This is a genomic window from Variovorax sp. YR566 (genome assembly GCF_051992195.1).
In the GTDB taxonomy this organism is placed as follows: domain Bacteria; phylum Pseudomonadota; class Gammaproteobacteria; order Burkholderiales; family Burkholderiaceae_C; genus Variovorax.
Genome location: NZ_CP197092.1, coordinates 5,335,019 through 5,360,643, shown reverse-complemented (window position 1 = coordinate 5,360,643; position 25,625 = coordinate 5,335,019). Strand labels below are relative to the sequence as shown.

The 25,625-nt window shown below is 66.6% G+C and carries 22 protein-coding genes; 13 read left to right on the top strand and 9 right to left on the bottom strand.

Features of this window, described 5'->3' with window-relative positions:
* The first annotated feature begins 49 nt into the window (after positions 1 to 49).
* The 6 genes from ACTG4X_RS25125 (at position 50) to ACTG4X_RS25100 (ending at position 6,231) form a co-directional block, all read left to right on the top strand.
* Positions 50 to 655: a short chain dehydrogenase gene (locus tag ACTG4X_RS25125; protein WP_097198527.1), complete on the top strand. Its 606-nt coding sequence runs from the start codon at positions 50 to 52 to the stop codon at positions 653 to 655.
* The gene (locus tag ACTG4X_RS25120) at positions 652 to 1,635 is read left to right on the top strand and encodes a hypothetical protein (RefSeq protein WP_440532194.1); all 984 of its coding nucleotides are present in this window, start codon (positions 652 to 654) and stop codon (positions 1,633 to 1,635) included. Before ACTG4X_RS25125 ends, ACTG4X_RS25120 begins: the two co-directional genes overlap by 4 nt.
* A 76-nt stretch (positions 1,636 to 1,711) precedes the next feature.
* The gene (gene guaD, locus ACTG4X_RS25115) at positions 1,712 to 2,998 is read left to right on the top strand and encodes a guanine deaminase (RefSeq protein WP_440532193.1); all 1,287 of its coding nucleotides are present in this window, start codon (positions 1,712 to 1,714) and stop codon (positions 2,996 to 2,998) included.
* Between the two features lie 79 nt (positions 2,999 to 3,077).
* Positions 3,078 to 3,644, top strand: a complete 567-nt coding sequence (gene dcd / locus ACTG4X_RS25110; RefSeq protein WP_093058509.1) for a dCTP deaminase — start codon at positions 3,078 to 3,080, stop codon at positions 3,642 to 3,644.
* Positions 3,645 to 3,754: 110 nt separating this feature from the next.
* Positions 3,755 to 4,636, top strand: a complete 882-nt coding sequence (gene ypfJ / locus ACTG4X_RS25105; RefSeq protein WP_440532192.1) for a KPN_02809 family neutral zinc metallopeptidase — start codon at positions 3,755 to 3,757, stop codon at positions 4,634 to 4,636.
* A gap of 131 nt (positions 4,637 to 4,767) precedes the next feature.
* Positions 4,768 to 6,231 (top strand): DEAD/DEAH box helicase, encoded by a 1,464-nt coding sequence (locus ACTG4X_RS25100; protein WP_093080851.1) that lies wholly within the window; start codon positions 4,768 to 4,770, stop codon positions 6,229 to 6,231.
* A 35-nt stretch (positions 6,232 to 6,266) separates the two neighbouring features.
* Here ACTG4X_RS25100 and ACTG4X_RS25095 read toward each other — a convergent pair whose 3' ends face one another.
* From ACTG4X_RS25095 to ACTG4X_RS25075, 5 genes are all read right to left on the bottom strand, one after another.
* Positions 6,267 to 6,488, bottom strand: coding sequence for a hypothetical protein (locus ACTG4X_RS25095; protein WP_093080849.1), 222 nt, complete (start codon positions 6,486 to 6,488; stop codon positions 6,267 to 6,269).
* A 128-nt stretch (positions 6,489 to 6,616) separates the two neighbouring features.
* Positions 6,617 to 8,239: a rhodanese-related sulfurtransferase gene (locus ACTG4X_RS25090; RefSeq protein ID WP_440532191.1), complete on the bottom strand. Its 1,623-nt coding sequence runs from the start codon at positions 8,237 to 8,239 to the stop codon at positions 6,617 to 6,619.
* The gene (locus tag ACTG4X_RS25085; RefSeq protein WP_440532190.1) at positions 8,236 to 8,847 is read right to left on the bottom strand and encodes a cysteine dioxygenase; all 612 of its coding nucleotides are present in this window, start codon (positions 8,845 to 8,847) and stop codon (positions 8,236 to 8,238) included. Before ACTG4X_RS25085 ends, ACTG4X_RS25090 begins: the two co-directional genes overlap by 4 nt.
* Positions 8,844 to 9,827: an ABC transporter substrate-binding protein gene (locus ACTG4X_RS25080; RefSeq protein ID WP_440532189.1), complete on the bottom strand. Its 984-nt coding sequence runs from the start codon at positions 9,825 to 9,827 to the stop codon at positions 8,844 to 8,846. The genes ACTG4X_RS25085 and ACTG4X_RS25080 overlap by 4 nt, the downstream gene beginning before the upstream one ends.
* Positions 9,824 to 11,068, bottom strand: coding sequence for an acyl-CoA dehydrogenase family protein (locus ACTG4X_RS25075; RefSeq protein ID WP_440532188.1), 1,245 nt, complete (start codon positions 11,066 to 11,068; stop codon positions 9,824 to 9,826). The genes ACTG4X_RS25080 and ACTG4X_RS25075 overlap by 4 nt, the downstream gene beginning before the upstream one ends.
* Before the next feature lie 110 nt (positions 11,069 to 11,178).
* On the opposite strand from ACTG4X_RS25075, the gene ACTG4X_RS25070 reads away from it, so the two are divergent.
* Genes ACTG4X_RS25070 through ACTG4X_RS25050 form a run of 5 tightly spaced genes read left to right on the top strand, consistent with a single transcriptional unit; the run spans position 11,179 to position 16,154 of the window.
* Positions 11,179 to 12,180, top strand: coding sequence for an ABC transporter substrate-binding protein (locus ACTG4X_RS25070; protein WP_440532187.1), 1,002 nt, complete (start codon positions 11,179 to 11,181; stop codon positions 12,178 to 12,180).
* Positions 12,181 to 12,218: 38 nt separating this feature from the next.
* The gene (locus ACTG4X_RS25065; protein WP_093080833.1) at positions 12,219 to 13,337 is read left to right on the top strand and encodes an LLM class flavin-dependent oxidoreductase; all 1,119 of its coding nucleotides are present in this window, start codon (positions 12,219 to 12,221) and stop codon (positions 13,335 to 13,337) included.
* 3 nt (positions 13,338 to 13,340) lie between these two features.
* The gene (locus ACTG4X_RS25060; RefSeq protein WP_093179595.1) at positions 13,341 to 14,165 is read left to right on the top strand and encodes a class II aldolase/adducin family protein; all 825 of its coding nucleotides are present in this window, start codon (positions 13,341 to 13,343) and stop codon (positions 14,163 to 14,165) included.
* Positions 14,166 to 14,175: 10 nt separating this feature from the next.
* Positions 14,176 to 15,177, top strand: coding sequence for an ABC transporter substrate-binding protein (locus tag ACTG4X_RS25055; RefSeq protein WP_440532186.1), 1,002 nt, complete (start codon positions 14,176 to 14,178; stop codon positions 15,175 to 15,177).
* Positions 15,178 to 15,197: 20 nt separating this feature from the next.
* Positions 15,198 to 16,154, top strand: coding sequence for an ABC transporter substrate-binding protein (locus tag ACTG4X_RS25050; RefSeq protein ID WP_440532185.1), 957 nt, complete (start codon positions 15,198 to 15,200; stop codon positions 16,152 to 16,154).
* On the opposite strand, the gene ACTG4X_RS25045 is transcribed toward ACTG4X_RS25050, so the two are convergent.
* Positions 16,151 to 16,861 (bottom strand): glycine-rich domain-containing protein, encoded by a 711-nt coding sequence (locus tag ACTG4X_RS25045; RefSeq protein WP_256216958.1) that lies wholly within the window; start codon positions 16,859 to 16,861, stop codon positions 16,151 to 16,153. The genes ACTG4X_RS25050 and ACTG4X_RS25045 overlap by 4 nt on opposite strands.
* A gap of 72 nt (positions 16,862 to 16,933) precedes the next feature.
* Positions 16,934 to 20,254 (bottom strand): bifunctional diguanylate cyclase/phosphodiesterase, encoded by a 3,321-nt coding sequence (locus ACTG4X_RS25040; protein ID WP_440532184.1) that lies wholly within the window; start codon positions 20,252 to 20,254, stop codon positions 16,934 to 16,936.
* Between the two features lie 380 nt (positions 20,255 to 20,634).
* Between ACTG4X_RS25040 and ACTG4X_RS25035 the strand changes: the two genes are divergently transcribed.
* Both ACTG4X_RS25035 and ACTG4X_RS25030 read left to right on the top strand, forming a co-directional pair.
* Complete coding sequence (locus ACTG4X_RS25035) at positions 20,635 to 21,339, top strand: fumarylacetoacetate hydrolase family protein (RefSeq protein WP_440532183.1); 705 nt, start codon at positions 20,635 to 20,637, stop codon at positions 21,337 to 21,339.
* 95 nt (positions 21,340 to 21,434) lie between these two features.
* Positions 21,435 to 22,352: an AraC family transcriptional regulator gene (locus ACTG4X_RS25030; RefSeq protein ID WP_440532182.1), complete on the top strand. Its 918-nt coding sequence runs from the start codon at positions 21,435 to 21,437 to the stop codon at positions 22,350 to 22,352.
* A gap of 27 nt (positions 22,353 to 22,379) precedes the next feature.
* Here the strand turns inward: ACTG4X_RS25030 and ACTG4X_RS25025 are convergent, their stop codons facing one another.
* Both ACTG4X_RS25025 and pdxR read right to left on the bottom strand, forming a co-directional pair.
* Positions 22,380 to 23,918, bottom strand: a complete 1,539-nt coding sequence (locus ACTG4X_RS25025; protein ID WP_440532181.1) for a peroxidase family protein — start codon at positions 23,916 to 23,918, stop codon at positions 22,380 to 22,382.
* Positions 23,919 to 24,088: 170 nt separating this feature from the next.
* Complete coding sequence (gene pdxR / locus ACTG4X_RS25020) at positions 24,089 to 25,564, bottom strand: MocR-like pyridoxine biosynthesis transcription factor PdxR (protein ID WP_440532180.1); 1,476 nt, start codon at positions 25,562 to 25,564, stop codon at positions 24,089 to 24,091.
* Positions 25,565 to 25,625 lie beyond the last annotated feature (61 nt).

Sequence of the window (25,625 nt, the reverse complement as noted above, 5' to 3'; positions counted from 1 at the left end):
TTCGTAAAAAAAATCGCTGCTTGTTGATTCACTTTTGGCGAGGTTCTCCATGAAGGTTCTTGTTGTGGGCGCGACGGGCGCAATTGGCAGTGCGGTGGCTCAGACGCTGGCTGAGCGCGGTCACGAGGTGATTCGCGCAGGCCGCACGCGCGGCGACTACCAGGTCGACATCACGAGCGATGCGAGCGTCGAGGCGCTGTATGCGGCGGTGGGACGCGTCGATGCCATCGTGTCGGCGGCGGGCGGGCTGTTCTTCGGTCCGCTGAATGAAATGCGGCCGGCCGACTTCAACGTCGGCCTGCAGGACAAGCTGCTCGGCCAGGTGCGGCTCGCGTTGCTGGGCCAGCATGTGCTGACCGATGGCGGCTCGATCACGCTGACCACGGGCATCGTGGCGGACGAGCCGATCCGCCAGGGCGCGAATGCCACGGCCGTCAATGCAGCGGTCGAGGGTTTCGTGCGCGGCGCGGCGATCGAGTTGCCGCGCGGCATCCGCATCAACGTGGTGAGCCCGACGGTGCTGACCGAGTCGCTGCCGCTGTACGGGTCGTTCTTTCCCGGATTCGAGTCGGTGTCGGCGGCGAAGGCTGCGCAGGCCTATGTTCGCAGCGTCGAAGGGCCGCAGACGGGGCGCGTGTATCGCGTGTGGCAATGAGAGTGCGCGCGTTGCTCGGGGGCGTGTCGCTCGCGTTCGTGGCGGCGATGGCCTCGGCTGCGCCGACCGGGGTGCAGGCCTTGCCGGACGACTGGTATCCGGAAAGCGTCGCCATCGGCCCGGACGGTTCGTTCTACGTCGGCAGCTGGCGCGAGGGCGCGGTCGCGCGCCTGAAGCCGGGTGTCGCGCCGAAGGCCGAGGTGCTCGTGAAGCCAGGCGCCAATGGTCTGGCGAACGGGCAGGGCGTGCTGGTCGATGCGAAGCATCGGGCGCTGTGGGTCTGCTCGGGCAGCAGCGGCTTCACCACCGTGCCGCAGACGCCGAGCGCACTCAAGCGCTACGACCTGGCCACGGGCGCGCCGCGCGCGAGCTATGCAATGCCCGACAGCGGCTACTGCAACGACCTCGCGCAGGACGCACGCGGCAATCTCTACGTGACCGACTCCTACCACCCGCGCGTGCTGAAGCTCGCACCGGGCGCCACCGCGCTCACGGTGTGGAAGGAAGACCCGGCGCTGGCCGGACCGGGCCCCTACAAGGGCCTGAACGGCATCGCCATCGATGGTGGACGCGATGTCTATGTGAGCCTCGTGGCGGCGGTTCCTTACGTGCTGCGCATCGGTTTGGGCGCTGAAGGCAACGCCGGCGAGGTCACGCGCATCGAGGCGCCGCGAGTGCTGAAGAACGTCGACGCAATCCGCGCCTGGAAGCCCGGCCGGTTCGTGCTGTTCGAGAGCAATGCCTTCGGCGAAGGCCCCTACGGTGGCCAGATCACAGTGGCGCGTGTCGACGGCACGAAGCTCGGCCTGCAGACGGTAGTGACAGGGCTCAACGACCCCTCGTCGGGCGCGGTGCGGGGCGACCGCGTCTACTTCATCGAATCGAAGTACGCGCTGCTGACCAAGCGCAAGGACGGCGACGGGCCCGTGCCGACCGGCGTGCCCTTCGACATCCAGTCGCGTGCGCTGCCGCCGCGGTGAGTGCGTTCCGCATATAGCACTCATATGCGCATGGAAATTGCGGTGCGGTGGGGCTGGATTACCCTCCGCACCCACGATGAAAAAAGCCTACCGCGCCTCCCTCCTGCGATTCGACGCCGCCGGCCAGCCCGTTTTCGATGAAGACGGCCTGCTGGTCGTGGCCCCCGACAGCACCGGCCGCCAGCGCGTGCTCGATGCCGGCAGCCACGCCGCCGTCGCGCCGCGCCACCCCGGCGCCCACGTGACCCATCTGCCGGGGCGCATCCTCGCGCCGGGCTTCGTGGACATGCACATCCACTATCCGCAGACCGACATCATCGGTTCGCCCTCGCCGGGCTTGCTGCCCTGGCTCGAGAACTACACCTTCCCTGCCGAAAGCAAATTCGCAGACCCCGCGCATTCGAACGAAGTGGCGGACGTGTTCTTCGGCGAACTGCTGCGCAACGGCGTCACTACCTCATTGACCTTCGCGACTTCGCATGTGGCCTCGGTCGATGCCTTCTTCGAAGGCGCGCAGCGCCGCGGCCTGCGCATGATGACCGGCAAGGTGCTGCAGGACCGCAATTCGCCCGACGGCGTGCGCGATGAAACCGAGCAGAGCCTGATCGACTCCGAAGCGCTGATCCGCAAGTGGCACAACGTCGACCGGCTGGGCTATGCCATCGCGCCGCGCTTTGCACCCGCGAGCACCGATGCCCAGATGCGCGGTGCGAGCGAGTTGGCCGCCAAATACGCCGACACCTGGATCCAGTCGCACGTGGCGGAGAACCGCGACGAAGTGAGCTGGGTGCGCGAGCTGTACCCCAAGGCGCGCTCGTATCTCGACGTGTACGCCGGCTTCGGCCTGATGCGCGAGCGCGCCGTGTACGCCCACTGCATCTACCTCGACGACGCCGACCGCGCCCTGCTGCGCGAGACGAAGACGGCGGCGGCCGTGAGCCCGACGAGCAACCTGTTCCTCGGCAGCGGCTTCTTCGACTTCGGCGCGGCCGACCGCGTGGGCTATCCGTACGGCCTCGCCAGCGACGTGGGCGGCGGCACCAGCTTCAGTCCCTTCCACACCATGATGGCCGCCTACTACGTCGGCCGTGAAGGCCAGACCAAGACCGGCCTGAGCATTGCGCCTTCGGAACTCTGGTGGCGCCACACCGGCGGCGCGGCGCGCGCGCTGGGGCTCGACGGCGTGGTGGGCAACCTGCAGCCGGGCTGCGAGGCCGACTTCCTGGTGCTCAACCCGGCGGCCACGCCGCTGCTGGCGCGCAAGACAAAACTGGCGAGCACGCTGGAAGAAATGCTCTTCGCGATGATCGTGCTGGGCGATGACCGCCTGGTCGAGCGCACGGTGATTTCGCAGGCGCTGTAGCACCCGGGGCGGCGGGGAGGGCAGTGGCGCATGCCACAATTCGCGCCATCTCCCCCCGCAGCAGCAGTAGCGACCGCATATGAGCATCAAGAGCGACAAATGGATCCGGCGCATGGCCGAGCAGAACGGCATGATCGAGCCCTTCGAGCCCGGTCAGGTGCGCGAGAGCGACGGCCACAAGATCATCAGCTACGGCACCTCCAGCTATGGCTACGACATCCGGTGCGCGCCTGAATTCAAGGTTTTCACCAACATCCACAGCACCGTGGTCGACCCGAAGAATTTCGACGAGAAGAGCTTCGTCGACATGCACGGCGACTACTGCATCATTCCGCCCAACAGCTTCGCGCTGGCGCGCACCGTCGAATATTTCCGCATCCCGCGCAACGTGCTCACCATCTGCCTCGGCAAGAGCACCTATGCGCGCTGCGGCATCATCGTCAACGTCACGCCCTTCGAGCCCGAGTGGGAAGGCTACGTGACACTCGAATTCAGCAACACCACGCCTCTGCCGGCCAAGATCTACGCGGGCGAAGGCTGCGCGCAGGTGCTGTTCTTCGAGAGCGACGAGGTTTGCGAGACCAGCTACAAGGACCGCGGCGGCAAGTACCAGGGCCAACGCGGCGTCACCCTGCCAAAAACCTGACGAAACACCAAGCCGTCTGCTGACGGCCGGTTACCCCGGAGGGCGCCGGGGCAAGTACCATCCTGCGACCGCCGGCAAATCCTCCTGCAATGGCCGGCAAGGAGACTGCGATGAGATGGGAAGGCAACGAACAATCGGACAACGTCGAAGACCGCCGCGGTGAAGGTGGCGGGGGCGGCGGCTTCATCGGCGGTCGCGGCATCGGCATCGGCACCATCGCGGTCGCGCTGATCGCGGGCTGGGTCTTCGGCATCAACCCGCTCACGGTACTGAGCCTGCTCAGCGGTGGCGGCGGTCCGGCCCCGGTGCAGCAACAGCAACAGGGGCCCGCACCCAAGCCACCGTCCGGCGACCGCGAGGCGGCTTTCGTCTCCACTGTGCTCAAGAACACCGAAGTGGTCTGGACGGGCATCTTCAAGCAGAACGGCGGCACGTACCACGCACCCCGGCTCGTGCTGTTCCGCAATGCCACGCCCACGGCCTGCGGCACGGGGCAATCGGCCATGGGCCCGTTCTACTGCCCTGGCGACCAGAAGGTCTACATCGATCTCGGCTTCTACGACACGCTGAAAAACCAGCTCGGCGCGCCGGGCGAGTTTGCGCAGGCGTACGTCATTGCGCACGAGGTCGGCCATCACGTGCAGGACGAACTCGGCATCACCGCCAAGGTCGACGGCATGCGCAGCCGCCTGAGCCAGACACAGAACAACGCGATGAGCGTGCGCGTCGAACTACAGGCCGACTGCTTCGCGGGTGTGTGGGCCCACCATTCGCAAGAGTCGAAGAAGTGGCTCGACCCGGGCGACATCGAGGCCGCCATGAACGCCGCGCAGAAGATCGGCGACGACGCCCTGCAGCGTTCCGCAGGCCGTGCAGTGGTGCCCGACAGCTTCACCCACGGCTCGAGCGCGCAGCGTCAACGGTGGTTCGGCGCGGGTTATCAAAGCGGCGATATCAAGTCCTGCGACACCTTCAATGCGCGTAGCCTCTGAGCTGCATCGTCTTGAAGGGCCTGCCAGTGCTGAATTGGTTGCTATCTAATAAATAGCAATTCCGCTGGCGCGGGCGTTGTCATGCCGCCGTCACTGCCGTTTTTTGCGGCAATGCGACAATAGCAGGCTCAATGACAAGCTCCTTCTCCAATCTATCGCTGGCGGAACCGCTGGCGCGCGCCGTAGCCGAAATGGGCTACGAGACCATGACACCGATCCAGGAGCAGGCCATTCCGGTCGTGCTCGCGGGCCAGGATGTGATGGGCGCCGCCCAGACCGGCACCGGCAAGACGGCGGCGTTTTCGCTCCCGCTGCTGCAGCGCATGCTCAAGCATGAAAACGCCTCGACCTCGCCCGCGCGGCATCCGGTCCGGGCTCTCGTGCTGCTGCCCACGCGTGAACTGGCCGACCAGGTCGCGCAGCAGGTCAAGCTGTACGCCAAGTACACCAACCTGCGCAGCACGGTGGTGTTCGGCGGCATCGACATGAAGCCGCAGACGCTGGAGCTGAAGAAGGGCGTCGAAGTGCTGGTCGCCACGCCGGGCCGGCTGCTCGATCACATCGAAGCCAAGAACGCGGTGCTCAACCAGGTCGAATACGTCGTGCTCGACGAAGCCGACCGCATGCTCGACATCGGCTTCCTGCCCGACCTGCAGCGCATCCTGAGCTACCTGCCCAAGCAGCGCACCACGTTGCTGTTCTCGGCCACGTTCTCGCCCGAAATCAAGCGACTGGCCGGCAGCTACCTGCAGAACCCCGTCACCATCGAAGTGGCGCGGCCGAACGAAACGGCCTCCACCGTCGAGCAGCATTTCTACAGCGTGGCCGACGACGACAAGCGCCGCGCGCTCAAGCAGATCGTGCAGCAGCGCGGCATCACGCAGGCTTTCGTGTTCGTCAACAGCAAGCTCGGCTGCGCGCGCCTCGCACGCTCGCTGGAGCGCGATGGCCTGCGTACCACCGCACTGCATGGCGACAAGAGCCAGGACGAACGCCTAAAGGCGCTCGCTTCGTTCAAGGCCGGCGAAGTCGACCTGCTCGTGTGCACCGACGTCGCGGCCCGTGGCCTCGACATCAAGGACGTGCCCGCGGTCTTCAACTTCGACATTCCGTTCAACGCTGAAGACTACGTGCACCGCATCGGCCGCACGGGCCGTGCCGGCGCCTCGGGCCTGGCCGTGAGCTTTGCCAGCGGCGGCAACGATGCGCGCCTGGTGGCCGACATCGAGAAGCTGATCAAGAAGAAGATCGAGCTCGAACCCGTCGAGTTCGAAGAAGACCGCCCGCGCGGCCGCATCAATGACGGACGCCGCCACTGGCGCGAAGAAGGCGAAGCCGGCGACGCACGCGATGTGCTCGACCAGCCGCGCGAACGCCGCGAGGCCGAAGCCCGCCGCGGCGGTGGACGTCCGCACCGCGCACCGTCGGCGCCGCGCGATCCGTTCTTCGACAAGCCTTACGAAGCCGGCGAGCCCGATGCCACACCGGCATGGGAAGCTGCCGCCAAGGCTGCAACGCCCGCACGCGGCATCTCCAGCAACATCAAGACCAAGCGCAAGGTCGCCGCTCTGTTCAAGAGCGCCGAGCCGAGCTGATCCAGGCGTGTAGAGGCGGCATCAGCCGCCTCGGTTCAGCGCCAGCCGCGGTGCCATCCGTATTGCGGGTGGTGCCAGCCCCAGCCGTAGCGCGGGTGGTAGGCCCACACGAAGCCGACACCGGGCGACACATACGTGGGTGCCACATAGGCCACGCCCGGAGGCGCTGAGTACACGGGGGCTGCCGGTGCGACCACGCAGCCGGTCAGGACTGCTGCCAGCGCGGCGGCGGACAAGGCAAGAACAGGGAATCTCATGGCAAAGCTCCTGGGACGAGTTGTTGTCGGTATGAACAACCAACGTCCCGTGGCATCGCCGGATGACGGCCTTTACCCAGCCTACACAGTGTCACCACCGTGTTGTCATCCTTTCAAAACGCTTGCATCTAGATCACGTTGAAATGATGCGTGCCGTCGCGCCCTAGCTGCGCCACCAGGCCGTACTCCCAATCGAGATAAGCCTGCATCGCTTCGGCCGGCGCATCGGTGCCTTCGTAGGGCCGGCGATAGCGATCAGTGCGCGCGGTTGCAAGGCGCGTCTCGCCGGTCTCCGCGTCGAGGCCTGCGGCGAACCATGCCGCGTTGCCGCCGGTCAGCACCAGCACCTCGATATCGCCCTTGCCGCGCGCATCGAGCAGCGCGCGCAGGTCGGCCGCGGCATATCGGGCGAGCAGGCTGCTGCCGCAGGTCAGCACGTAGCGCTGCGCCGGTGGAATGACCGCATCGAGGGCCTGCGCAAGTTGCGCGCGGATTACATACCAGGCGCCGGGAATGTGGCGCTTCACGTAGTTCGCGCTCGTCGTCACGTCGATCACCGCGGTGCCGGGTTGCTTCAGCAACGCAGCCAGTTCCTTCGGCGCGAGCTCGCCCGCAACGGCCGCAACCGGCGGGTATGAGCTCGGCGGCGCCGAGGTCTCGATGAAGTCCGCAGCCGCTGGCACGACCTCCGGCACGTAGACCTCCCACCCCATCTGCGCAAGCCACGACGCGCTCATCGAAGCCCGCACGCCATCGTCGTCCGCCAGCACGATGCGCGCGCCGCGCACGGGCACCTGGTGATCGGTTTCCTGCACAAGTTGCCCGCCGGGCGCACTGGCAAAGCCGGGCAGGTGGCCCGCCGCATATTCCTCGGGCGTGCGCACGTCGAAGCGGTACACGGTGCGTCCCGGCGCTTCGAGCGTCTGCAGTGCGTCGAGCGCGATGCGGCGCACGCCAGCCAGATCGGCCACGCGTTTTGCATCGGCCTGCGCCTGTGCGCGATGCGTTTGCGACACCACGGCAGGCGCCTGCCGGTCGGCACCATGGTCCAGCACCTGCCCCGCAAGCTTCCAACCGATCGTGCCGTTGCGCAGCGCAGCCACCGGGTTCGGAATGCCCGCGTTCACCAGCGACTGCGTACCGATGATGCTGCGTGTGCGTCCTGCGCAATTGACGATCACCTGCGTCGAAGGATCAGGCGCCAGCTCGCGCACGCGCAGCACCAGCTCCGCGCCCGGCACGCTGGTGGCCGAGGGAATGCTCATCGTCTGGTACTCGTCGAAGCGGCGCGCATCGAGCACCACCACGTTGGCCTTCGCATCGACCAGCGCCTTCACCTCGGGCGCGGACAGCGAAGGTGTGTGCCGCTCATGCTCGACCAGTTCGCCAAACGACTTGCTCGGCACGTTCACGTCACGGAACAACTCGCCGCCCGCGCGCCGCCAGCCTTCAAGGCCGCCTTCGAGCAGATGCAAGTTCGTGTAGCCCAGCGCAGCCAATGTCTTCGCGGCCAGCGGCGCAAGGTCGATACCGCCGTGCTCGCCGTACAGCACGATCAGCGTGTCGCGCCGCGGAATGCGCCGCCACGCTTCGATCTCGATGCGCGACAGCGGCAGGTTCGCAGCCCACAGCGGATGCTCCTGTGCGAACGGATCTTCCTCGCGCACGTCGAGCAGGGCGGTTTCGTCGCGGGCGATGAGCCGCTCGCGCACGGCGGCAAATGAAAGAACGGGAAAGGAGGCAGTCGTCATACGGTGTTCGAGGATGCGAGTTCAGCGGAGCGGTCCCACAGGTTGGGCAGCAGCGCGTTGGAGTATCCGGAGACAAAGGGCTTGCGGCCGCCCTCCGTCGGGTAAGTATGCCGCCGCACGGCGCCGATGTTCGCGCCGTACACGTGGATGCTGATCGACACGCGGTCAGCATGCGCGTTGTGCACGCGATGCAAGTCGCCGACGGTGGGCGACACGGCTTCCACGTCGCCAACATCGAGCCGCACCGCCTCGCCCTGCGGCTGCGCACGGCCCTGCGCATCGAGCACATAGCCCTGGCTGTACTCCGCGCCGCGCAGCATGCCGATCAACCCCCACACCGTGTGGTTGTGCACCGGCGTGGCCTGCCCCGGCCCCCACACGAAGCTCACGACCGAAAAGCGCTCGGTGCTGTCCGCGTGCAGCAGAAATTGCCGATAACGCACAGGGTCGGGCTGGGCAAAGGCCTCGGGCAGCCAGTCGTCGCGCGCAACCAGCGTGCGCAGCAACGCGCCGCCTTCAGAAAGAATGCGGGGCTCGTCGGGCGCGCTGTCGAGCAGCCGGCCAAAGGCGCCGACGAATTCGCGCAGGGGCGCCAAGGTGGCGATCACGCCGGGCGCTTCCAGACGCTGGTGTCGGTAATCGCGCGCACATCCACCCGTACCGGCAGGATGCCGTCGCGCGCCGAGCGGTCGGCCACGGCCTGCAGCGCGACGATGTCGGCTTCGCTCACCGGCCGGCCTGCCACCGAAGCCCGCGCGGTGATGATGCGCGACGACTCGATCGGCAGCCGCGTGAGCTGGCTGTAGGCCTGTGCGTAGGCTTCGGGGTTGGCCAGCGCCCAGTCGCCCGCGCGGCCCAGCCGGTCGAGAAACTGCACGATGGCCGCGCGCCTGGCCGGGTCGGCCAGCGAATGTTCGCTCGCGGTGATGAAGCCCAGGGCAGTGTTGATTCCGCGCCCGTCGCGCAGGATGCGTCCGCCTTGCTGCACGGCGATGGTGTAGTACGGATCGAAGATGGCCCACGCGTCGATCTGCTTCGAGGCGAAGGCGGCGGCTGCGTCGGTCGGCAGCACGAACTTCACCGTTACCTCTTCGCGCCGCACGCCGGCTTCTTCGAGTGCGCCGTACAGCTGGTACTGCGAGATGCTGCCGCGCGCCGACGACACGATCACCGTCTTGCCGCGCAGGTCCGCAACGCTGCGCAGCGGCGAATCGGGCTGCACGACGATGCCCAGCGAGTCGGCCTTGCCGACGCGCGTGGCGACGATCTTCAGCGGCGTCTTGCCCACGGCCGCGGCCAGCACGGGCAGGTCGCCGGCCATGGCTGTGTCGACCGCCGCGCTGCGCTGCGCCTCGAACAACGGTGCCGCCCCCTGGAAGTTGGCCCAGCGGTAGGCGAACGGCGCGCCTTCGAGTGTGCGCGAGGCCTCGAAGAGCGAGCGCAGGCCACCGGCCTGGTCGCCAAGCACCAACGTCGTCGGTTGCGGCTGCGCCCACACGCGCAGCGAGCCAGCGGCGGCCAGCGAGAGCGCGGTGCCTTGCTTCAGCCAGCTGCGGCGGGAAGCCCTGGAAAACAGCAGGTCGGTCATGCAGCGGCTCCCGTCGAGAGCAAAGCGCGCTTGCCCGCGGCCACCAGGATCGCATCGTTCTGCGGTGTGTGGATGCGGCTGCACAGCACGTCGCGGTAGTGCCGCTCCAGCGGGTTTTGCCGCGTGAGGCCGTGGTTGCCGCTGAGCTGCAGCGCCAGCTCGACCGCGCGGATTGCGTTGCCTGTCACCGTGTACTTGAGCAGGCCGCTTTCGGCGGCAGGTTGCGCATGGCCGCGATCGACGGCGGCGGTTGCGTCGTCGAGCAGCACCCGGTTGGTTCGCAGCAGCGCCTCGATCTCGCCCACATGCTCCTGCACGCGCGGCAAGCTCGCCAGCGGCGCGCCCAGGCTGCCGGGGGCGCGCTGGTTCAGGAAGCCGACCAGCCAATCGCGTGCGGCCGTGGCCACGGCGTCGTAGAGGCTGCCGAGCAGCACCGTCATCCACGCCTGCTGCGTGGCATGGGCGTCGATATCGGTCTGGCTGCCTGCATCGGGCGCCCAGTCGGCCGGCGCGCGAAGGTCCACCGCGTGGTCGAGATCGATGGCGACGTCTTCGAACACCACCTCGTGGCTGCCCGAGGCGCGCAGGCCCAGATGGTCCCAGCTCGCGATCACGCGCACGCCGGGCGCGTTGCGCGGCACCAGGAACACGCCGGTGCGCGGGGCGGCTTCATCACCCTCATCGGTACGAGCCCACACGGCGAGCCAGCTCAGGCCCTCGATGCCGGTGGTGTAGAGCTTGTGGCCGTCGATCTTCCAGCCGTTGCCGTCGCGCCGCGCGACCGTGCCGGGCAGGCCGCCGCGGGCCGGCGAGCCGAGCGCGGGCTCCACGCGCAGCGCGTTGATCAGCGCGCCGTTTGCGACTGCATCACGCGCCACGCGTTCGCGCAGATGCGGTGGCCAGCGGCTGTCGGTGCGCGTCAATGCGTGGTGTTGCAGATAGGTCATCGTGAGAATCAGCGCCGTGGCCGGCTCGCCCCGCGCCACGGCCGAGATCACGCGCCGTGCCGTCGCCAGCGTGGCCCCGCCGCCGCCGTGCTCGGCGGGCGCGACCAGCCCGATGAGTCCATGCGCCTGCAGTGCCGCGAAGTTCTCGCGCGGAAAGGCGCCGCTGCGGTCGTGGTCGGCCGCGGTGGCGGCGAACTGGGCCGACAGGCGCGCCAGCACGGAGGCATCGACGGTGGAAGGCGGGGAGGGGTGTTCAGGCGTGGCCGGTGTGCGGCGCAAGGGGAGTGCACTCATGGTTCCCGCACGGTACCGGGCCGCCCGGCGCGGGAAAACGACGCATCCCGCATATGCAAACTCGTTTTTCTGCGTTCGCTTCCGTGGGGCGTCTGGTTACGGTTCGGTGCATGAAACCAGACTTTCCTTTGGACAGGCGTCGCCTGCTGCAAGCCGCCGCGGCGTTGGCCGCGACCGGCACAGCAGGCTGGACGCAGGCGGCCACGCCCTCGCGCGACCTGTCCGGCGTCACGCTGCGCGTGGGCACCTACAAGGGCCTCTGGCGCCCGCTGCTCGCCGCCTCTGGCCAGGCGAACACACCCTACAAGATCGACTGGCGCGAGCTCAACAACGGCGTGCTGCACATCGAGGCCATCAACGGCGATGCGCTCGACCTGGGTTCGGGCAGCGAGATTCCGCCGGTGTTCGCGGCGCGGCAGAAGTCCAGCGTGAAGCTGGTGGCCGTCACGCATGAAGACCTGAACAACCAGGCCACGCTGGCGCGCAAGGACGCACCGATCCGCACCATCGCCGACTTCAAGGGCAAGCGCGTGGGCTACGTGCGCGCCACTACCTCGCACTACTACCTGGCCAAGCAGCTGGCCGAAGCGGGCCTGTCGTTCAGCGACATCCAGGCCGTGAGCCTCACCCCGTCGGACGGCCTCTCGGCCTTCGCGCGCGGCGACCTCGATGCCTGGGCCATCTACGGCTACAACGGCCAGCTGGCGCGCACGCAGTACGGCGCCCGCGTCATCAAGACCGGCGTGGGGTATCTCTCGGGCAACTTCCCGATCTACGCCAACCCGCGCGCGCTCGACGACGCGTTGCGGCGCGCCGCGCTGAGCGACCTGCTGCAGCGCCTGCAACGCTCGTTCGCGTGGATCAACGGTAACTTTTTGGCCTATGCCCGCGCGCAGTCGGCCGAAACGCGCGTGCCCGTCGGCGACATCGTCGAGCTCTTCAACGGCCGCAGCGGCGACTACAGCCTGGGCCCCGTCAGCGATGCCGTGGTGCGCAGCCACCAGGACGTGGCCGACACCTTCCTGAAGATCGGCGTGCTCGACGGTCCGGCCGACGTCAAGCCGCTGTGGGACCGCAGCTTCGAGAACGCGCTGCGCCTGCCCGTCGCCTGACATCCACCTCCCATTCATATTCAAACAAGGACAACACCATGAGCCAGCAACACCAAGACGGCGTCGAATTCATCGGCATGATCCAGGGCCAGAAGGTCTCGGAGATCCACGCGGCCAAGGGCCCCTCGCTCGACCGCGACTACGTGCGCGCCTTCGCGCAGGCCCACGAAACGGCCGGCTTCGACCGCGTGCTGGTGCCGCACCACTCGACCAGCCCCGACGCCACGCTCACGGTGGCCTACGCCGCCTCGGTAACCGAGCGCATCCACTTCATGCTCGCGCACCGCCCCGGCTTCGTGGCACCCACGCTGGCGGCGCGGCAGTTCGCCTCGCTCGACCAGTTCAGCGGAGGCCGGCTGGGTGTGCACTACATCTCGGGCGGCTCCGACGAAGAGCAGCGCCGTGACGGCGACTGGCTCGATCACGACCAGCGCTACGCCCGCACCGACGAATATCTCGAAGTGCTGCACAAGGTGTGGACGGCCGAGAAGCCCTTCGACCACGAAGGCGCGCACTACCGCTTCCAGAACGCGTTCTCCGAAGTGAAGCCGCTGCAGACGCGCAACGGCAAGCCGCACGTGCCGGTGTATTTCGGCGGCGCTTCCGAGGCTGCGATTCCGGTCGCGGGCAAGTACGCCGACGTGTACGCGCTGTGGGGCGAATCGCTCGACCAGGCGCGCGAGCTGACCACGCGCGTGCGCGCTGAAGCGGCCAGGCACGGGCGCAGCGTGCGCTTCTCGGTGTCGTTCCGTCCGATCCTGGCGGAGACCGAAGAAGCCGCATGGGCGCGCGCCGAGAACATCCTGGCAGAGACCAAGCGCCTGCGCGTGGTGCAGGGCTACAACCGCGGCGGTCCGCAGCAGAGCGAAGGCGCCAAGCGCCTGCTGGCCGCGGCCGAGAAAGGCTCGCGGCTCGACAAGCGCCTGTGGACCGCGGTCGCGCAGGAGATCGGCGGCCGCTCGAACAGCACCGCGCTGGTCGGCACGCCCGAGCAGGTGGCCGATGCGCTGCTCGACTACTACGACCTGGGCGTCACGACCTTCCTGATCCGCGGCTTCGACCCGCTGGAAGACGCTCTGGACTACGGGCGCGAGCTGATTCCGCGTACGCGCGAACTGGTGGCGCAGCGCGCGCAGGCACAACGCAAGGCGGCCTGAGTCATGAGCGCTGTTCTCTCCATCGACCGCAACGCCCCTCAGCCGCTGAAGCTCAACCCGAACCCGCAGCAGAAGTACTGGTTCGACCCCATCCCGCCGCGCACCACCGTGCAGGCCGAGCGCCGCCATCGGCAGGAGCGCCTGGCCGGCGCCTTCCGCCTGTTCGCGCGCTTCGGCTTCGCGCAGGGCCTGGCCGGCCACATCACGGCGCGCGACCCTGAGCTGAGCGACCACTTCTGGGTCAACCCGCTGGGCATTCATTTCTCGCGCATCAAGGTATCCGACCTGTTGCTCGTCAACTCGAAGGGCGAGACCGTCATTGGCGACAGGCCGCTCAACAAGGCCGCCTTCGCCATTCACGCTGCCATCCACGAGCACAACCCGAAGATCATTGCCGCCGCCCACACACACTCGACCTACGGCAAGGCCTGGTCAACGCTGGGTCGCAAGCTCGACACCATCACGCAGGACAGCTGCGTGTTCCACGAAGACGTGGCGCTGTTCGACGACTTCACCGGCATGGTGGTCGACACCAGCGAGGGCGACCGCATCGCTCACGCGCTGGGCGACAAGAAGGGCGCCATCCTCAAGAACCACGGCATCCTGACCGCAGGCCCCACGGTGGAGGCTGCCGCGTGGTGGTACATCGCGCTCGACAACGCCTGCCACACGCAGCTGCTGGCCGAAGCCGCCGGCAAGCCGCAGCCCATCGACGAGGCCACTGCGCGCCACACGCACAGCCAGATCGGCGGACCCGAGGGTGCCATCCATTCCTTCGACAGCCTCTATGAAGGCCTGGTCGAAGCCGAGCCCGAACTGCTGCTGTAACGCGACGACGATGATCCCAACTCTTTCCCGCCGCAGCGTGCTGCGCGCCGGCGGTGCAGCCGCCGTGGTCGCCTCGGGCGGCCTGATCGCTTCGCGGGCCTTCTCGCAGCAGGCGCGCAAGCTCACCTTCGCCTGGAACGCCGCAGCCTTCTGCCTCTCGCCCGTGGTGGTGGCGCAGGAGCGCGGCTACTTCGAGCGCAACGGCCTGCAGGTCGACCTCATCAACTACACCGGTTCCACCGACCAGTTGCTGGAGTCGCTGGCCACCGCCAAGGCCGATGCGGCCGTGGGCATGATCCACCGCTGGCTCAAGCCGCTCGAATCGGGCTTCGACGTGAAGATCGTCGGCAGCTCGCACGGCGGCTGCGTGCGGCTGGTGGGCGCGAAGAGCGCGGGCGTAACCAACCTCGCGAGCCTCAAGGGCAAGACCATCGGCGTGTCCGACATCGCGAGCCCGGGCAAGAACTTCTTCTCGATCCTGCTCACGAAGAACGGCATCGACGCCGACAAGGACGTCACCTGGCGCCAGTACCCGGCCGACCTGCTCGACATCGCGGTGAAGAAGGGTGAGATCCAGGCCATTGCCGACGGCGACCCCAACGTCTACCTGATCGAGAAGCGCAACCAGGGCGCCTACATCGAGGTGGCGAGCAACCTCTCGGGCGAATACAAGGACAAGGTCTGCTGCATCGTCGGTGCACGTGGCGAGCTCGTGCGCAAGGACAAGGCTACCGTTGCCTCGCTGGTGCGCGCCATCGCGCAAGCCTCCGACTACGTGGCAGAAAACCCGAACGAGTCGGCCAAGCTCTTCGCCAAGTATTCGCCCAACGTCCCGGTGGAAGACCTGCGCGCCTTGCTCGGCACGCTCACGCACAACCACCATCCGCTTGGCCGCAACCTGCGCGACGAGGTCGAGTTCTATGCGCGCGATTTCCGAGGCGTGGGCGTGCTCAAGAAGAGCACGGACCCGGTGCGCTTCGCCGAGCATGTTTCTTTCGATCCGCTGGCATGAAGCCCGGCATCAACAAATCCATGACCCACAGTTCACGTCGCCAGTTTCTCGTTCAAGGTACGGCTGTTGCCGCCGCCATCGCATTGCCCGGTGCAGTTTCCGCGCAGGGTCGCCCGGTGCTCAAGGCTGGCGACCAGAAGGGGGGCCTGCGCGCGCTGCTCGAAGCAGCGGGCGGGCTCGAAGGCCTGGGCTACGACATCCAGTGGTCGGAGTTCCCGGCCGCTGCGCCGTTGGCCGAGGCTCTCAATGCCGCTGCGGTCGATTCCGGCCCCATCGGCGATGCGCCGCTGATCTTCGCGCTGGCCGCGGGCACGCGCGTGAAAGCCATCGGCGCGAACCGCTCCGACTCCTACGGCACGGCAGTGCTCGTGCGGCCCGATTCACCGCTGAAGACCGCTGCCGACCTCAAGGGGAAAAGCGTCGCGACCAATCGCGGCTCCATCGGCCACTACATCACGCTCAAGGCCATCACTGCGGCCGGCCTCAAGCCCGAAGACGTGAACCTGCGCTTCCTCGCGCCGGCGGATGCCAAGCTCGCGCTCACGCAGGGCTCGGTCGATGCCTGGGCCACGTGGGAGCCCTACACCGCACTGGCTGAGGTCAGCCACCATGCACGCGTGCTGGTCAGTGGGCGAGGGCTGCTGCCGGGCCTGAGCTACCTCGCGGCGACCGACAGCGCCATCGCGGCCAAGCGGCCGGTGCTGCAAGACTTCCTGCAGCGCGTGGTGAAGGCCCAGATCTGGTCATACCGCAACGTCGACGCCTACTCGGCTGCGCTGGCTCGCATCATCGGCATTCCGCCCGAAGCGGCGAAGCTGCAGTTCGAACGCCGCCAGCAGAAGTGGGTGCCCATCGACGCGCAGGTCATCGCCGATCAGCAGGGCACCGCAGACTTCTACCGGCAGGTCGGACTCATCAAGCAGCCGCTTGATGTGAAGGGCACTTTCGACACGGGCTTCGGGGTAGCGGCTGGCTAGTGATGCCCGGCTGCAGATGCGCCGGCTTTCACCGAATGCTCTGCCGCGGAGGCCGTAACGGCCGCGGTGCCCGTTTCGAGCGAGCACCATGCTGCCGAAGGTTTGCCCGCCTCCAGCGAACACCATGCTGCTGCGGGTTTGCCTGCCTCGAGCGAACACCACGCTGCTGAAGCCTTGCCCGTCTCGAGCGAACACCATGCTGCCGAAGGGTTGCCGGCCTCCGCCGAACACCACGCTGCTGCAGGCTTGCCCGCCTCAAGCGAGCACCATGCGGCCACATCCTTGGCCGCCGCATGTCGGGGCGCTGGCGCAGGCTCGCCGAATTCCTCGACAGTCAGGCGCTGCATCTCCAGGAAGGCTGCTTGCAGCGCCTGGGCATCTTCCTCGCCGCGCAGGCCGAGGTACGGAAAGTGGTGCAGGAAGTAGCCGAAAGTGGTTTCGCAATCGGCTGCGTACTTTCTCGTGTCGAGGATGTGCATGTGCCAGAAGCGGTCGACGTCCTGCTCTGGAGCGAGCGTCAGGTCGGGGTGCTTGGCGTGCAGTATCAGGTAGCGCTTGTAGGCCACCTCCATCTGATCCGCGTAGGCTGCCGACCAGCCGTAGCCGTCCTCCTTGCGGCAGGCCTTGAACTTGATCGGTGTGAGGTCGAGCGCATTGATCGCGGTGATCGTCTGCTCCAGTGTCTTGCCTTGAGTGGAATGAACCATGAATGCTCCTGTTGAGTTGCTGGAAGGTCCGAGCGAACGTGCCCGGTGAAGATTGCTCCGAAGGTTCGGCCGTCAGACCACTACCGATGGGGCAAATTGGTTGCGCAGGTGATGCGCCATGAAATCGCGCGCCTCGTCGGCGGGTACGGGCTTGCACAGCCAATAGCCCTGGGCCTCGTCGCATCCGTGGCTGCGCAGGTAGTCGAGCTGGGCTGTGGTCTCGATGCCCTCGGCCACCACCTTCATCCGCAGCCCGTGGGCCAGGGTGATGATTCCGTCGATGAGCGCTCGTGCGTCGGGGTCTTGCGAAAGGTCGTTGATGAAGGAGCGGTCGATCTTGACCGTCGACAGCGGGAAGTGCTTCAAGTAAGAGAGCGAGGAATAGCCCGTTCCGAAATCGTCGATGGCGAGCCTGACGCCCATGTCCCGAATCGTCCGGAGCAATTTCGCCGCATGCTCGGGGTTCGCCATCACCGCGCCTTCGGTGATTTCCAGCTCCAGCAGCGACGGCTCCAGGCCCGAGGTTTCCAGGACGGCCCGTATGTCGGCGATGAGCGTGCGGCTTTCGAATTGGCGCGGCGACAGATTGACGCTCACCAGCACCGCGGGCAAACCGTATTTCTGCCACGAACGCGAATCGGCGCAGGCCCTCTCCAGTGCCCACTTGCCCATCGACACGATCAAGCCGATCTCTTCGGCGATCGGAATGAACTGCATCGGCGGAATCATGCCCAGAGCCGGATGGTGCCAGCGCATAAGCGCCTCGACACCGACGATGCGCTGGGTCTGCAGATCCATCTTCGGCTGGTAATACATTTCCAGCTCGCCACGTTCCAGGGCATGGCGCAGCGCGCTTTCCAGCATCAGCTGCTCGGTACTCTGCGCATTCATCTTCGCTGCGTAGAACCGGTAGGTGTTGCGGCCCTTTTCCTTGGCGCGGTACATCGCCGTGTCGGCATTTTTCAAGAGCGCTTCGGCATCGGCGCCGTTCTCCGGATAGATGCTCACGCCGACGCTTGCGCTGACGTGCAGTTCGCGCCCCTCGATCACGAAAGGCTCGGCGCAGCAGGCCAGCACCTTTTCGGCGAGCACCTCGGCATCTTTCGGGCCGGACAGGTTCTCCAGCACCAGCACGAACTCATCGCCGCCAAAACGCGCCACGACATCGGTATCGCGCAGCAGCGCCGTGAAGCGCTCGCCGCAGATCTTGATCATTTCGTCGCCCACACCGTGGCCCAGCGTGTCGTTGATGTGCTTGAAGCGATCCAGGTCGACGAACATCACCGCGAACGGCCTCTGATGGCGGTTGCTGCGCCTGATGGCACGGGCAAGCTCGTGTTGCAGCGCGGCGCGATTGAGCAACCCGGTCAATTCGTCGTGGCTGGCAATGAAGCGAAGGCTCCGCTCGGCCCGCTTGCGTTGCTTGTACTGGGCGATCTGCAAGGCGATCACACGCAGCGACTCCAGCGTCTCTGCGTCGGCAACGTACGGATTGGAGCCAAAGAGTTCCAGCGCCGTGGTCGCATCGGCGGAGGCCATCGGAACGATGAGGCCGACGGTCAGCCCGGCCTGATGGGCCATCGCATCACGCGTGAAATGGCTCGGAGCCGCCAGCGTGTCGATTCGCACGACACCGCCGATCCCCCAGGCGCGGCCCAGCGAACCTTCGCTGGGCCGGTAGGTGAGCGACCGGCTGGCGCTGACGAATCGCTGCACCGCCGGGTCGTTGTCGGCATGCCAGGCCGCGGCACAGCGAGCCAGGCCGTCGTCGCCAACGCTCCACAACGCGCCGCAGTCCCAGCGCAGGTCGGTGCATACCGCCTCCAGCGCCAGCGCGATCACCGTCTCGGTCCTGCCGTCACCGGCAAGCAGCCGGGCGATCTTGTATTCGAGCTTCTGGCGCAACGCATCCTTGCGCGGCTGCGTGGCGTCGCGCACGGTGCCGCGCACCAATCTCTTGCCTTCATCTTCGGCCGATTGCGCGATGACGTGGAGCCAGCGTTCGGTGCCATCGGGCAGGCACAGACGATGCTCGAATTCGCTGCGTTCCGTGGACCGGGATGCCATTGCGATGCGCTGTTCGACCGCGAAACGCTCTGCGGGCGGAATGCGCAAGAGCAGCGTGGGCAGGTCCGGCGGCAAGGGGCCCGCCTCGAAGCCCAGGATGCGCCGGGCTTCTTCGGAGCATTGCAGGGCTCCGGTTTCAGGATCGAGGATCCAGCTGCCCAGGCTTGCCAGGTGCTGGGCTTCCTCCAGCTGCCGTTCGCTCCTGCGCAGGTGACTGGTCATCCGGTTCGCCAGGACCTGGGCCCGGCTGCGTGCGGTGGTCAACGAAAAGACGATGCCGGCAAGCAGCATGCTGGTGGCCAGGCCGCCAAGGACGATGAGCCACGGGATGGTCTTGTCGAGCGGGCCGAAGACCTGGTTTTCGTCCTGGCCGACTTCCACCAGCCAGGAGTGCCCGCCCAACTCGAAGCCGAGCACGCGCTCGAGGCTGTGCGCCGGCGCGGCAGCGGGTTTCGCCAGGGACGCGCTGTCGAACAGCAATTGCCGCTCGCCGAATGGGGTTGGCGTTACAAACCTGGTCTCCACGCGCGTCCCGATCGCCCCCTTACCCGGCCCGGCATCGATCAGGCGCAACCGGAACGTCCTCGCGGCATCGGTACCGACCACGTCGCTCAGCATCCCTGCGATGCTGAAGCCCGCGCCAACCGAACCGATGTAGGCACTGCGCCGCTGCTCGAGCGTATCGAGCGGTTGTCTCGGGCGATAGACCGGCAGCCGCATCGCCAATCCAATGTCGGACTCGCGACCCGGGAGGCGGACCTTGCGGCCGGACATGACGAGCCCGCCGGTGTCGCGCCCCTGCTCGAGCGCGTTTCCTCTGTCGGGCATCGCGCCCAGGTCATTGCCGAGCAGCTTCTCGTTGCCGCCCTGCGGTTCGACGTAGATCAGCGGGTAGTACGTGTCCCGCCCACCGGGCGGCTTGATGGCGAAGCCGGAGGCAACGCCGGCGTCGAGGCCGGCATCACCGCGGACTCGTTCCTCGAACGCCTGCTTGTCGTTGGCCGCGACGCGGGGCGCATAGTTGACAGCCTGGAAACCGGGGTAGGCGCTCGCCAGGTTCAGCCCCGCGACGTAGTCCCTGAAGTCGCTCCGCGTCACGGAATCGGAGGTGTTGAATCGCGCACGCAGGCCGATCAGGACGGCGATGTAGTCGTCGAAGCGGGCCTCGACCTTGCGCGCCAGATCGAAGGCGGCTGCGTCGAAGCGCGTCTGGGCACTACGCCCGATCTCCTGGTGGGCGGAGACACCGAGGGCGATCGACAGCGCCGTGCCGGCCACGAAAATTACCAGCGGCAAGCGAATCCTGACCCAGACGGACACTGACATCGGATTTGATCCTGTCGTTGGTACAGGCCGGTTAGCTCTGCGTGCACTGGTGCGGCACGGCAGAGAACGCAGCAGGTTGCTTCGTTGCCGCAATATATATGGCTGGCGAGAGGGCGTCACGCAATTCGTTACAACAATAACAGCACGTGCATGGGCGGCTCATTTCGAGTTTGAATGCTTAAGTTTCAACTCTGGCAAGGCGGAACCTGGCATTCGGATCAACCTACCGATTGGGGGAACGGCGGTTGATCGCCCGGCGTAGCGACGGCGCTCCTGTGCACGCGCCTCGAAAAGAGACGTCAAAACGAAAACGTAGCCAAGTCCAAGACTCGCGTAGATGCGTCCCCCGGAAGCGGGGCGCCGCTGGCTAGAGTTGTTACATGATTTCTGCCACCGACACCCTCTACGCCATCGCACCCGCGCCCGTTCACTCGCTGCCCATCCAGGGCGAACGCGCACGCTTCCCGGTCAACCGCATCTTCTGCGTGGGCCGCAACTATTCAGAACACGCCCGCGAGATGGGCCACAACCCTGATCGCGAGCCGCCGTTCTTCTTCATGAAGCCGGCCAGCGCCATCGTGGCCGACAGCGGCGAGTTCGCGTACCCGACGCTGTCGAACGATGTCCACCACGAGATCGAACTGGTGGTCGCGCTCAAGACCGGCGGATCGAACATCGCCGCCGCCGATGCGCTCAGCCACGTGTACGGCTATGCCGTCGGCCTCGACATGACCCGCCGCGACCTGCAGGGCGAGGCCAAGAAGATGGGCCGCCCCTGGGACACCGGCAAGGCCTTCGACGGCTCGGCGCCCTGCGGCGAGCTGGTGCCCGTGACCAAGGCCGGCCATCCGGCGGCCGGCGAGATCCGCCTCGAAGTGAATGGCGCGCAACGCCAGGTCGGCGACCTCGCCGACATGATCTGGAATGTGCCCGACACCATCGCCTACCTGTCGACCCTGTTCACTCTGCAACCCGGCGACCTGATCTTCACGGGCACACCGGCCGGCGTAGCGGCCGTACAGCGCGGCGACCGCATGCGCGGCACGGTGGCGGGCGTGGGTGCGCTGGAAGTCGTGGTCGTCTGAGCCTGAAGACGGTCCGCGCATCGGGCCTGGCCGCCTCGCACGGCGGCAAGTTGGCGTACTCTCGCAGGCAGACGCCTGCCGCCACGCCTGTTCCGATGCGCCCCTCTCCCTCCACGTCCGTCCGCACCTACGGCATGCACGAGCGTGCCGACCACCTCGACTTCGACATCCGCTTTCAGGGTGCGCGCAACGAGCTCACGCTGCCGCACCGGCATGCGTACTTCCAGATCCAGATCGGCATCGAGGGCAGCTCGCAGCAGGCCATCGGCGGCGAGGTGCGCCCCTTCGGGCCGCGCCACCTGAGCTTCGTGCTGCCGTACCGGGTGCACGTGATTCCGCATCCGCCCGAGGCGCTGTACTGCATCGTCAACTTCGACCAGCGCTTTTTGTGGCCCGAGCTCGAGGTCGACGCGCTCGACCTCGACGACGTGTCGCTCGCGCGCTACCCCGACCTCGCTCCCTTCCTGTTCCAGGAGTACGTCGACTTCGCCTTCGACGAGACCGACTTCGCCCGCATCCGCGGCTGGCTCGACGAGCTGCACGCACTGAACGCGGGCCGCAACTTCGGCGCCAAGATCGCGATGCGCGGCATCGTGCAGCAGATCATCGGGCTGGCCTGCATGCGGCAGGAGCAGGCGCTGATGCGCCTTTCGCTGCAGCACAACGGCAAGACCTCGCAGCGCGATGCGTTGCAGCGCGTGGTGCGCTACGTGCGCGACAACCTCGACAAGCCGCTGTCGCTGACCGATGCAGCGGCCGCTGCATTCCTCTCGCCCAACTACCTCGCCAACCTGCTGCGCAAGGAAACCGACCGCACCTTCACAGACCTCGTGACCGAGCGGCGCATCGAGCGGGCGAAGGAGCTGTTGTCGTCCACCTCGCTGCTGGTGCGGGAGATTGCGCACCGGTGCGGCTTTACCGACGAGGCGTATTTCAACCGGCGCTTTCGTCAGTGGGTGGGTAGCACGCCGCGCAACTTCCGGCGCGACCACGTGGTGAATACGCGAGGTTGATTTCCCTCGGATCAAGTCCTCGACTGATCAGGCCTGGGTCACGCCGTCGATGGGACTTACGTCGCCTACGAGCTGCAGGAGGTCCACCATCGTAAAAGTCCCAGGCGTGCGCGAGGGAAGAGTCGGCGTCCAGTCCGGGCCTTTCTTCCAAAGGTAGGACTCATGATCGCCGTGGACCAATCCGATGAAGACTTCCGCCACGATACGCGCGCCCACAGGCCCCAATCGCTCGCCGCCCTCTCTGACCGACGCTTCCTTGAGGATGTAGTACCACAAGGGCGTCTGCTCATGCAGTCCCTGCGCCTTGGCCACCGCGCCGTCCGTGCCGGACGAGATCTCGGCGCTTGTCAAAGGGTTGGGCACTGCCATCGCCTGCGCCACCGACTGGCCTGAGGGCAGTCCGAGCATCACGCCCCGCTTCAGATTCAGGAATGGCAGGCTGGCACCGCCAGGCAGCGTATGCAGCGCCTTGACGACGAAAGGATCGATGCGCCGCGCATGATTGAGCGTGACCCCTGGGGGGTTGTTGCCGAAATCGTAGAAGCGCCGCCAGTCGATGATCCAGTTGCTGGCGAGCTTGCTTATCGGAGTCGGAGCGGTGAGCGGATTGGGCGCCAGGTCACCCACGATGCCACCTGAGAGGCCGGAGAACGCGAAGAGAAGTCCCAGCGAGGCGGGTGCGAGCCCGCCCGGGGTGAAGACTCTGTTATGGCTGTAGACCTCCCGAACCATGCTGTGTCCGAGCCGGTAGGCCGCACCGGAGAACTCCACGGGCATGTAGGGCGTCTTCTTGAACCGGTAGAACTGGCGGCCCTCGTTGAGAACGCGAGCCACGATGCCGTCTTCGGTGAGCCGTTCCACGAAGTCGTGCAGCACGAGCCATTGATAGTGCCAAGTCACCTCGCGCCGGGCTTGAAAGAAGAGCTCGGCGGGCGTGGGAGCCGTTGGCGAAGCCATCAGCAGGTCCACCACCTTGTTGTGGAACTTCATGAAGGCCAGATGAGTTTGTGCGACCAGCAGGTTCTCGTCATTGCGATGGTCGCCGATCAAGGCCTGGCCCTCGGGGCTTCTCGGAAGGTCGTTGGGGAACACGCCAGGTATGTCGGCCGCATTCTGTTGAAAGCCCAGGGTGGTCTTGCCGATCAGCAGCTTCGCGCTCGGCGCATTGTTGGGGCCGCGGGCGTAGAGGTGCGGGCTGCCGTCCGGACCTCGCCCATAGATCGAGTCCAGATCCAGCGCCGGCGTCCTGAAGTTCTCGACCCCGGTCGGGTCCTCCAGCTTGTCGCCGATGGAGGTCAGATCCAGCGTGATGTCGTGGTCGACGAACTGGCCCAGGTAGGTGAATCCTGCCGGTACTCGCTCGTTATCTGTGCTGCTGTTCTCGTCCAGCATTGCAGCGGCGAGCGCCTTCAACTTGTCGTCAGAAACTGAAAGAGGCGGCAGGTGAGGGAACATCCTGCCAAACATGCCCGGATCGCCATGTCCCGAGAGCGCATCCAGCGATCCTTTGGTGGGATGGCGGCCGGCCCGGCCGTGCTTGGGATTGACACCGATTTCTTCGGACATGAGGGTTTCCTTGCTTCGTATGTGGGGCTTCGAGCAACATGTTCAAAGCGGACTTGCATCCTACGAAGTGGCCGAAGAATTCATATACGCTGCACGCGGTAGGCCGGTTGCGCTAGCGAAGCTTTGCGACGAAGAGCTCACTGAATAGCCAGACTCTTTCTCCGGCCGTTCTAAATTTCTACCGCACGCGCCAATTGCGACAACCTCTTCACCAGCGGCTCGAATAGCTCCGCCGGCGTGTTGCCATACCCCAGCACCAGCCCGTTGTCCGACGGCGTGGGCTGCAGCGCGAAGCCCGATAGCGGTGTGGGCGCAATGCGATGGCGCAGCGCCTTGGCCGCGATAAGTCGATCGTCATAGCGCGCGGGTAGACGCACCGTCAGATGTAGGCCGCAGTAGCCACCGTCGATCTCGTGTAGCACTTTGAAATGTTTGTTCAGCGCGAGCCGCAACGCTTGCTGCCGGTCGCGGTACAGCCGGCGCATGCGGCCCAGGTGCCGGCTGAATTGGCCGCTCTCGATGAAGTCGGCCATGGCCAGCTGCTCGTGGCGGTGCCCACCGCGCAGCATCTCTTCCAGTGGCGCCTGCACGGCGGACATCAACTGCGCGGGCAGCACAAGAAAGCCCAGCCGCAGCGAGGGAAACATCGTCTTGCTGAAGGTGCCGACGTAGAGCACGGGCGCGTCGTCCACCAGCCCCTGCATCGCACCGATGGGCTCGCCCGTGTGGCGGAACTCGCTGTCGTAGTCGTCCTCGATGATCCACGCGCCATGCAGGCGGGCCTGCGCGATCAGGTCGAGGCGGCGCGCGATGCTCAGCACGGAACCCACCGGGTACTGGTGCGAGGGCGTGGTGTAGATCAGCCGGGGCGGATGTTTCTGCCAGTCGCGTTCGCTCACGCACAGGCCTTCGGCATCGACCCGCACGGGCACGATGCGCATGTCGCCCGCATGCATGGCAGCCTTCACGCCGCGGTAGCCCGGGTCTTCGACCCAGCCGATGTCGCCTGGGTTGGACAGCAGCCGCACGCACAGCGAGATGGCTTCCTGTGCGCCTTCGGCAATGACGACCTGGTGCGGCTCACAGCGTACGCCGCGTGCCACCGACAGATGCCGCGCGATGGCCGCGCGCAGCGGCGGCTCGCCCAGCGGGTCGCCGTAGCCCAGCGCGGCAGAGCCGGCACCGCGAATCGCCCGGTCGAGCGCGCGCCGCCATGCGGCCGACGGAAAGTGCGATAGCGCGGGCACGCCGGGGCGCAGTGCCATGTCTGTCTCGGCGCGCGACACGCTGGGCTTGATGTTCGAGAGGCGCAGCGCGGTGGTGGGCGTGCCGGCTGGCTTGCCTGCGCGCTTCGGCAGAAGGGCGGGCGACGAGAGTTCGGTCACGCGGGTTCCCTGCCGGTCGGGCCGCACATAGCCCTCGGCCGCCAGATGCTCGTAGGTTGCGGTGACGGTGTTGCGCGAGATGGCGAGCGCCTCGGCGAGTGCACGCGAACCGGGCAGGCGGCTGCCCGGCGCCAGGCTGCCGTCGAGGATGGCGCGCTTGAGCCGGTCGTGCAACTGGCGCTGCATCGAACCAGCGTCGCGCTCCTTCACGAGAGGAGATTCGAGCAGGGCGGTGGGGGAAGGGAGTGGGCGTGGCACCATCGAATAAGGTATTCGTGGCACTTTCATTGGAGCCACGATGCGGGTACTTTACGTCCTCCGA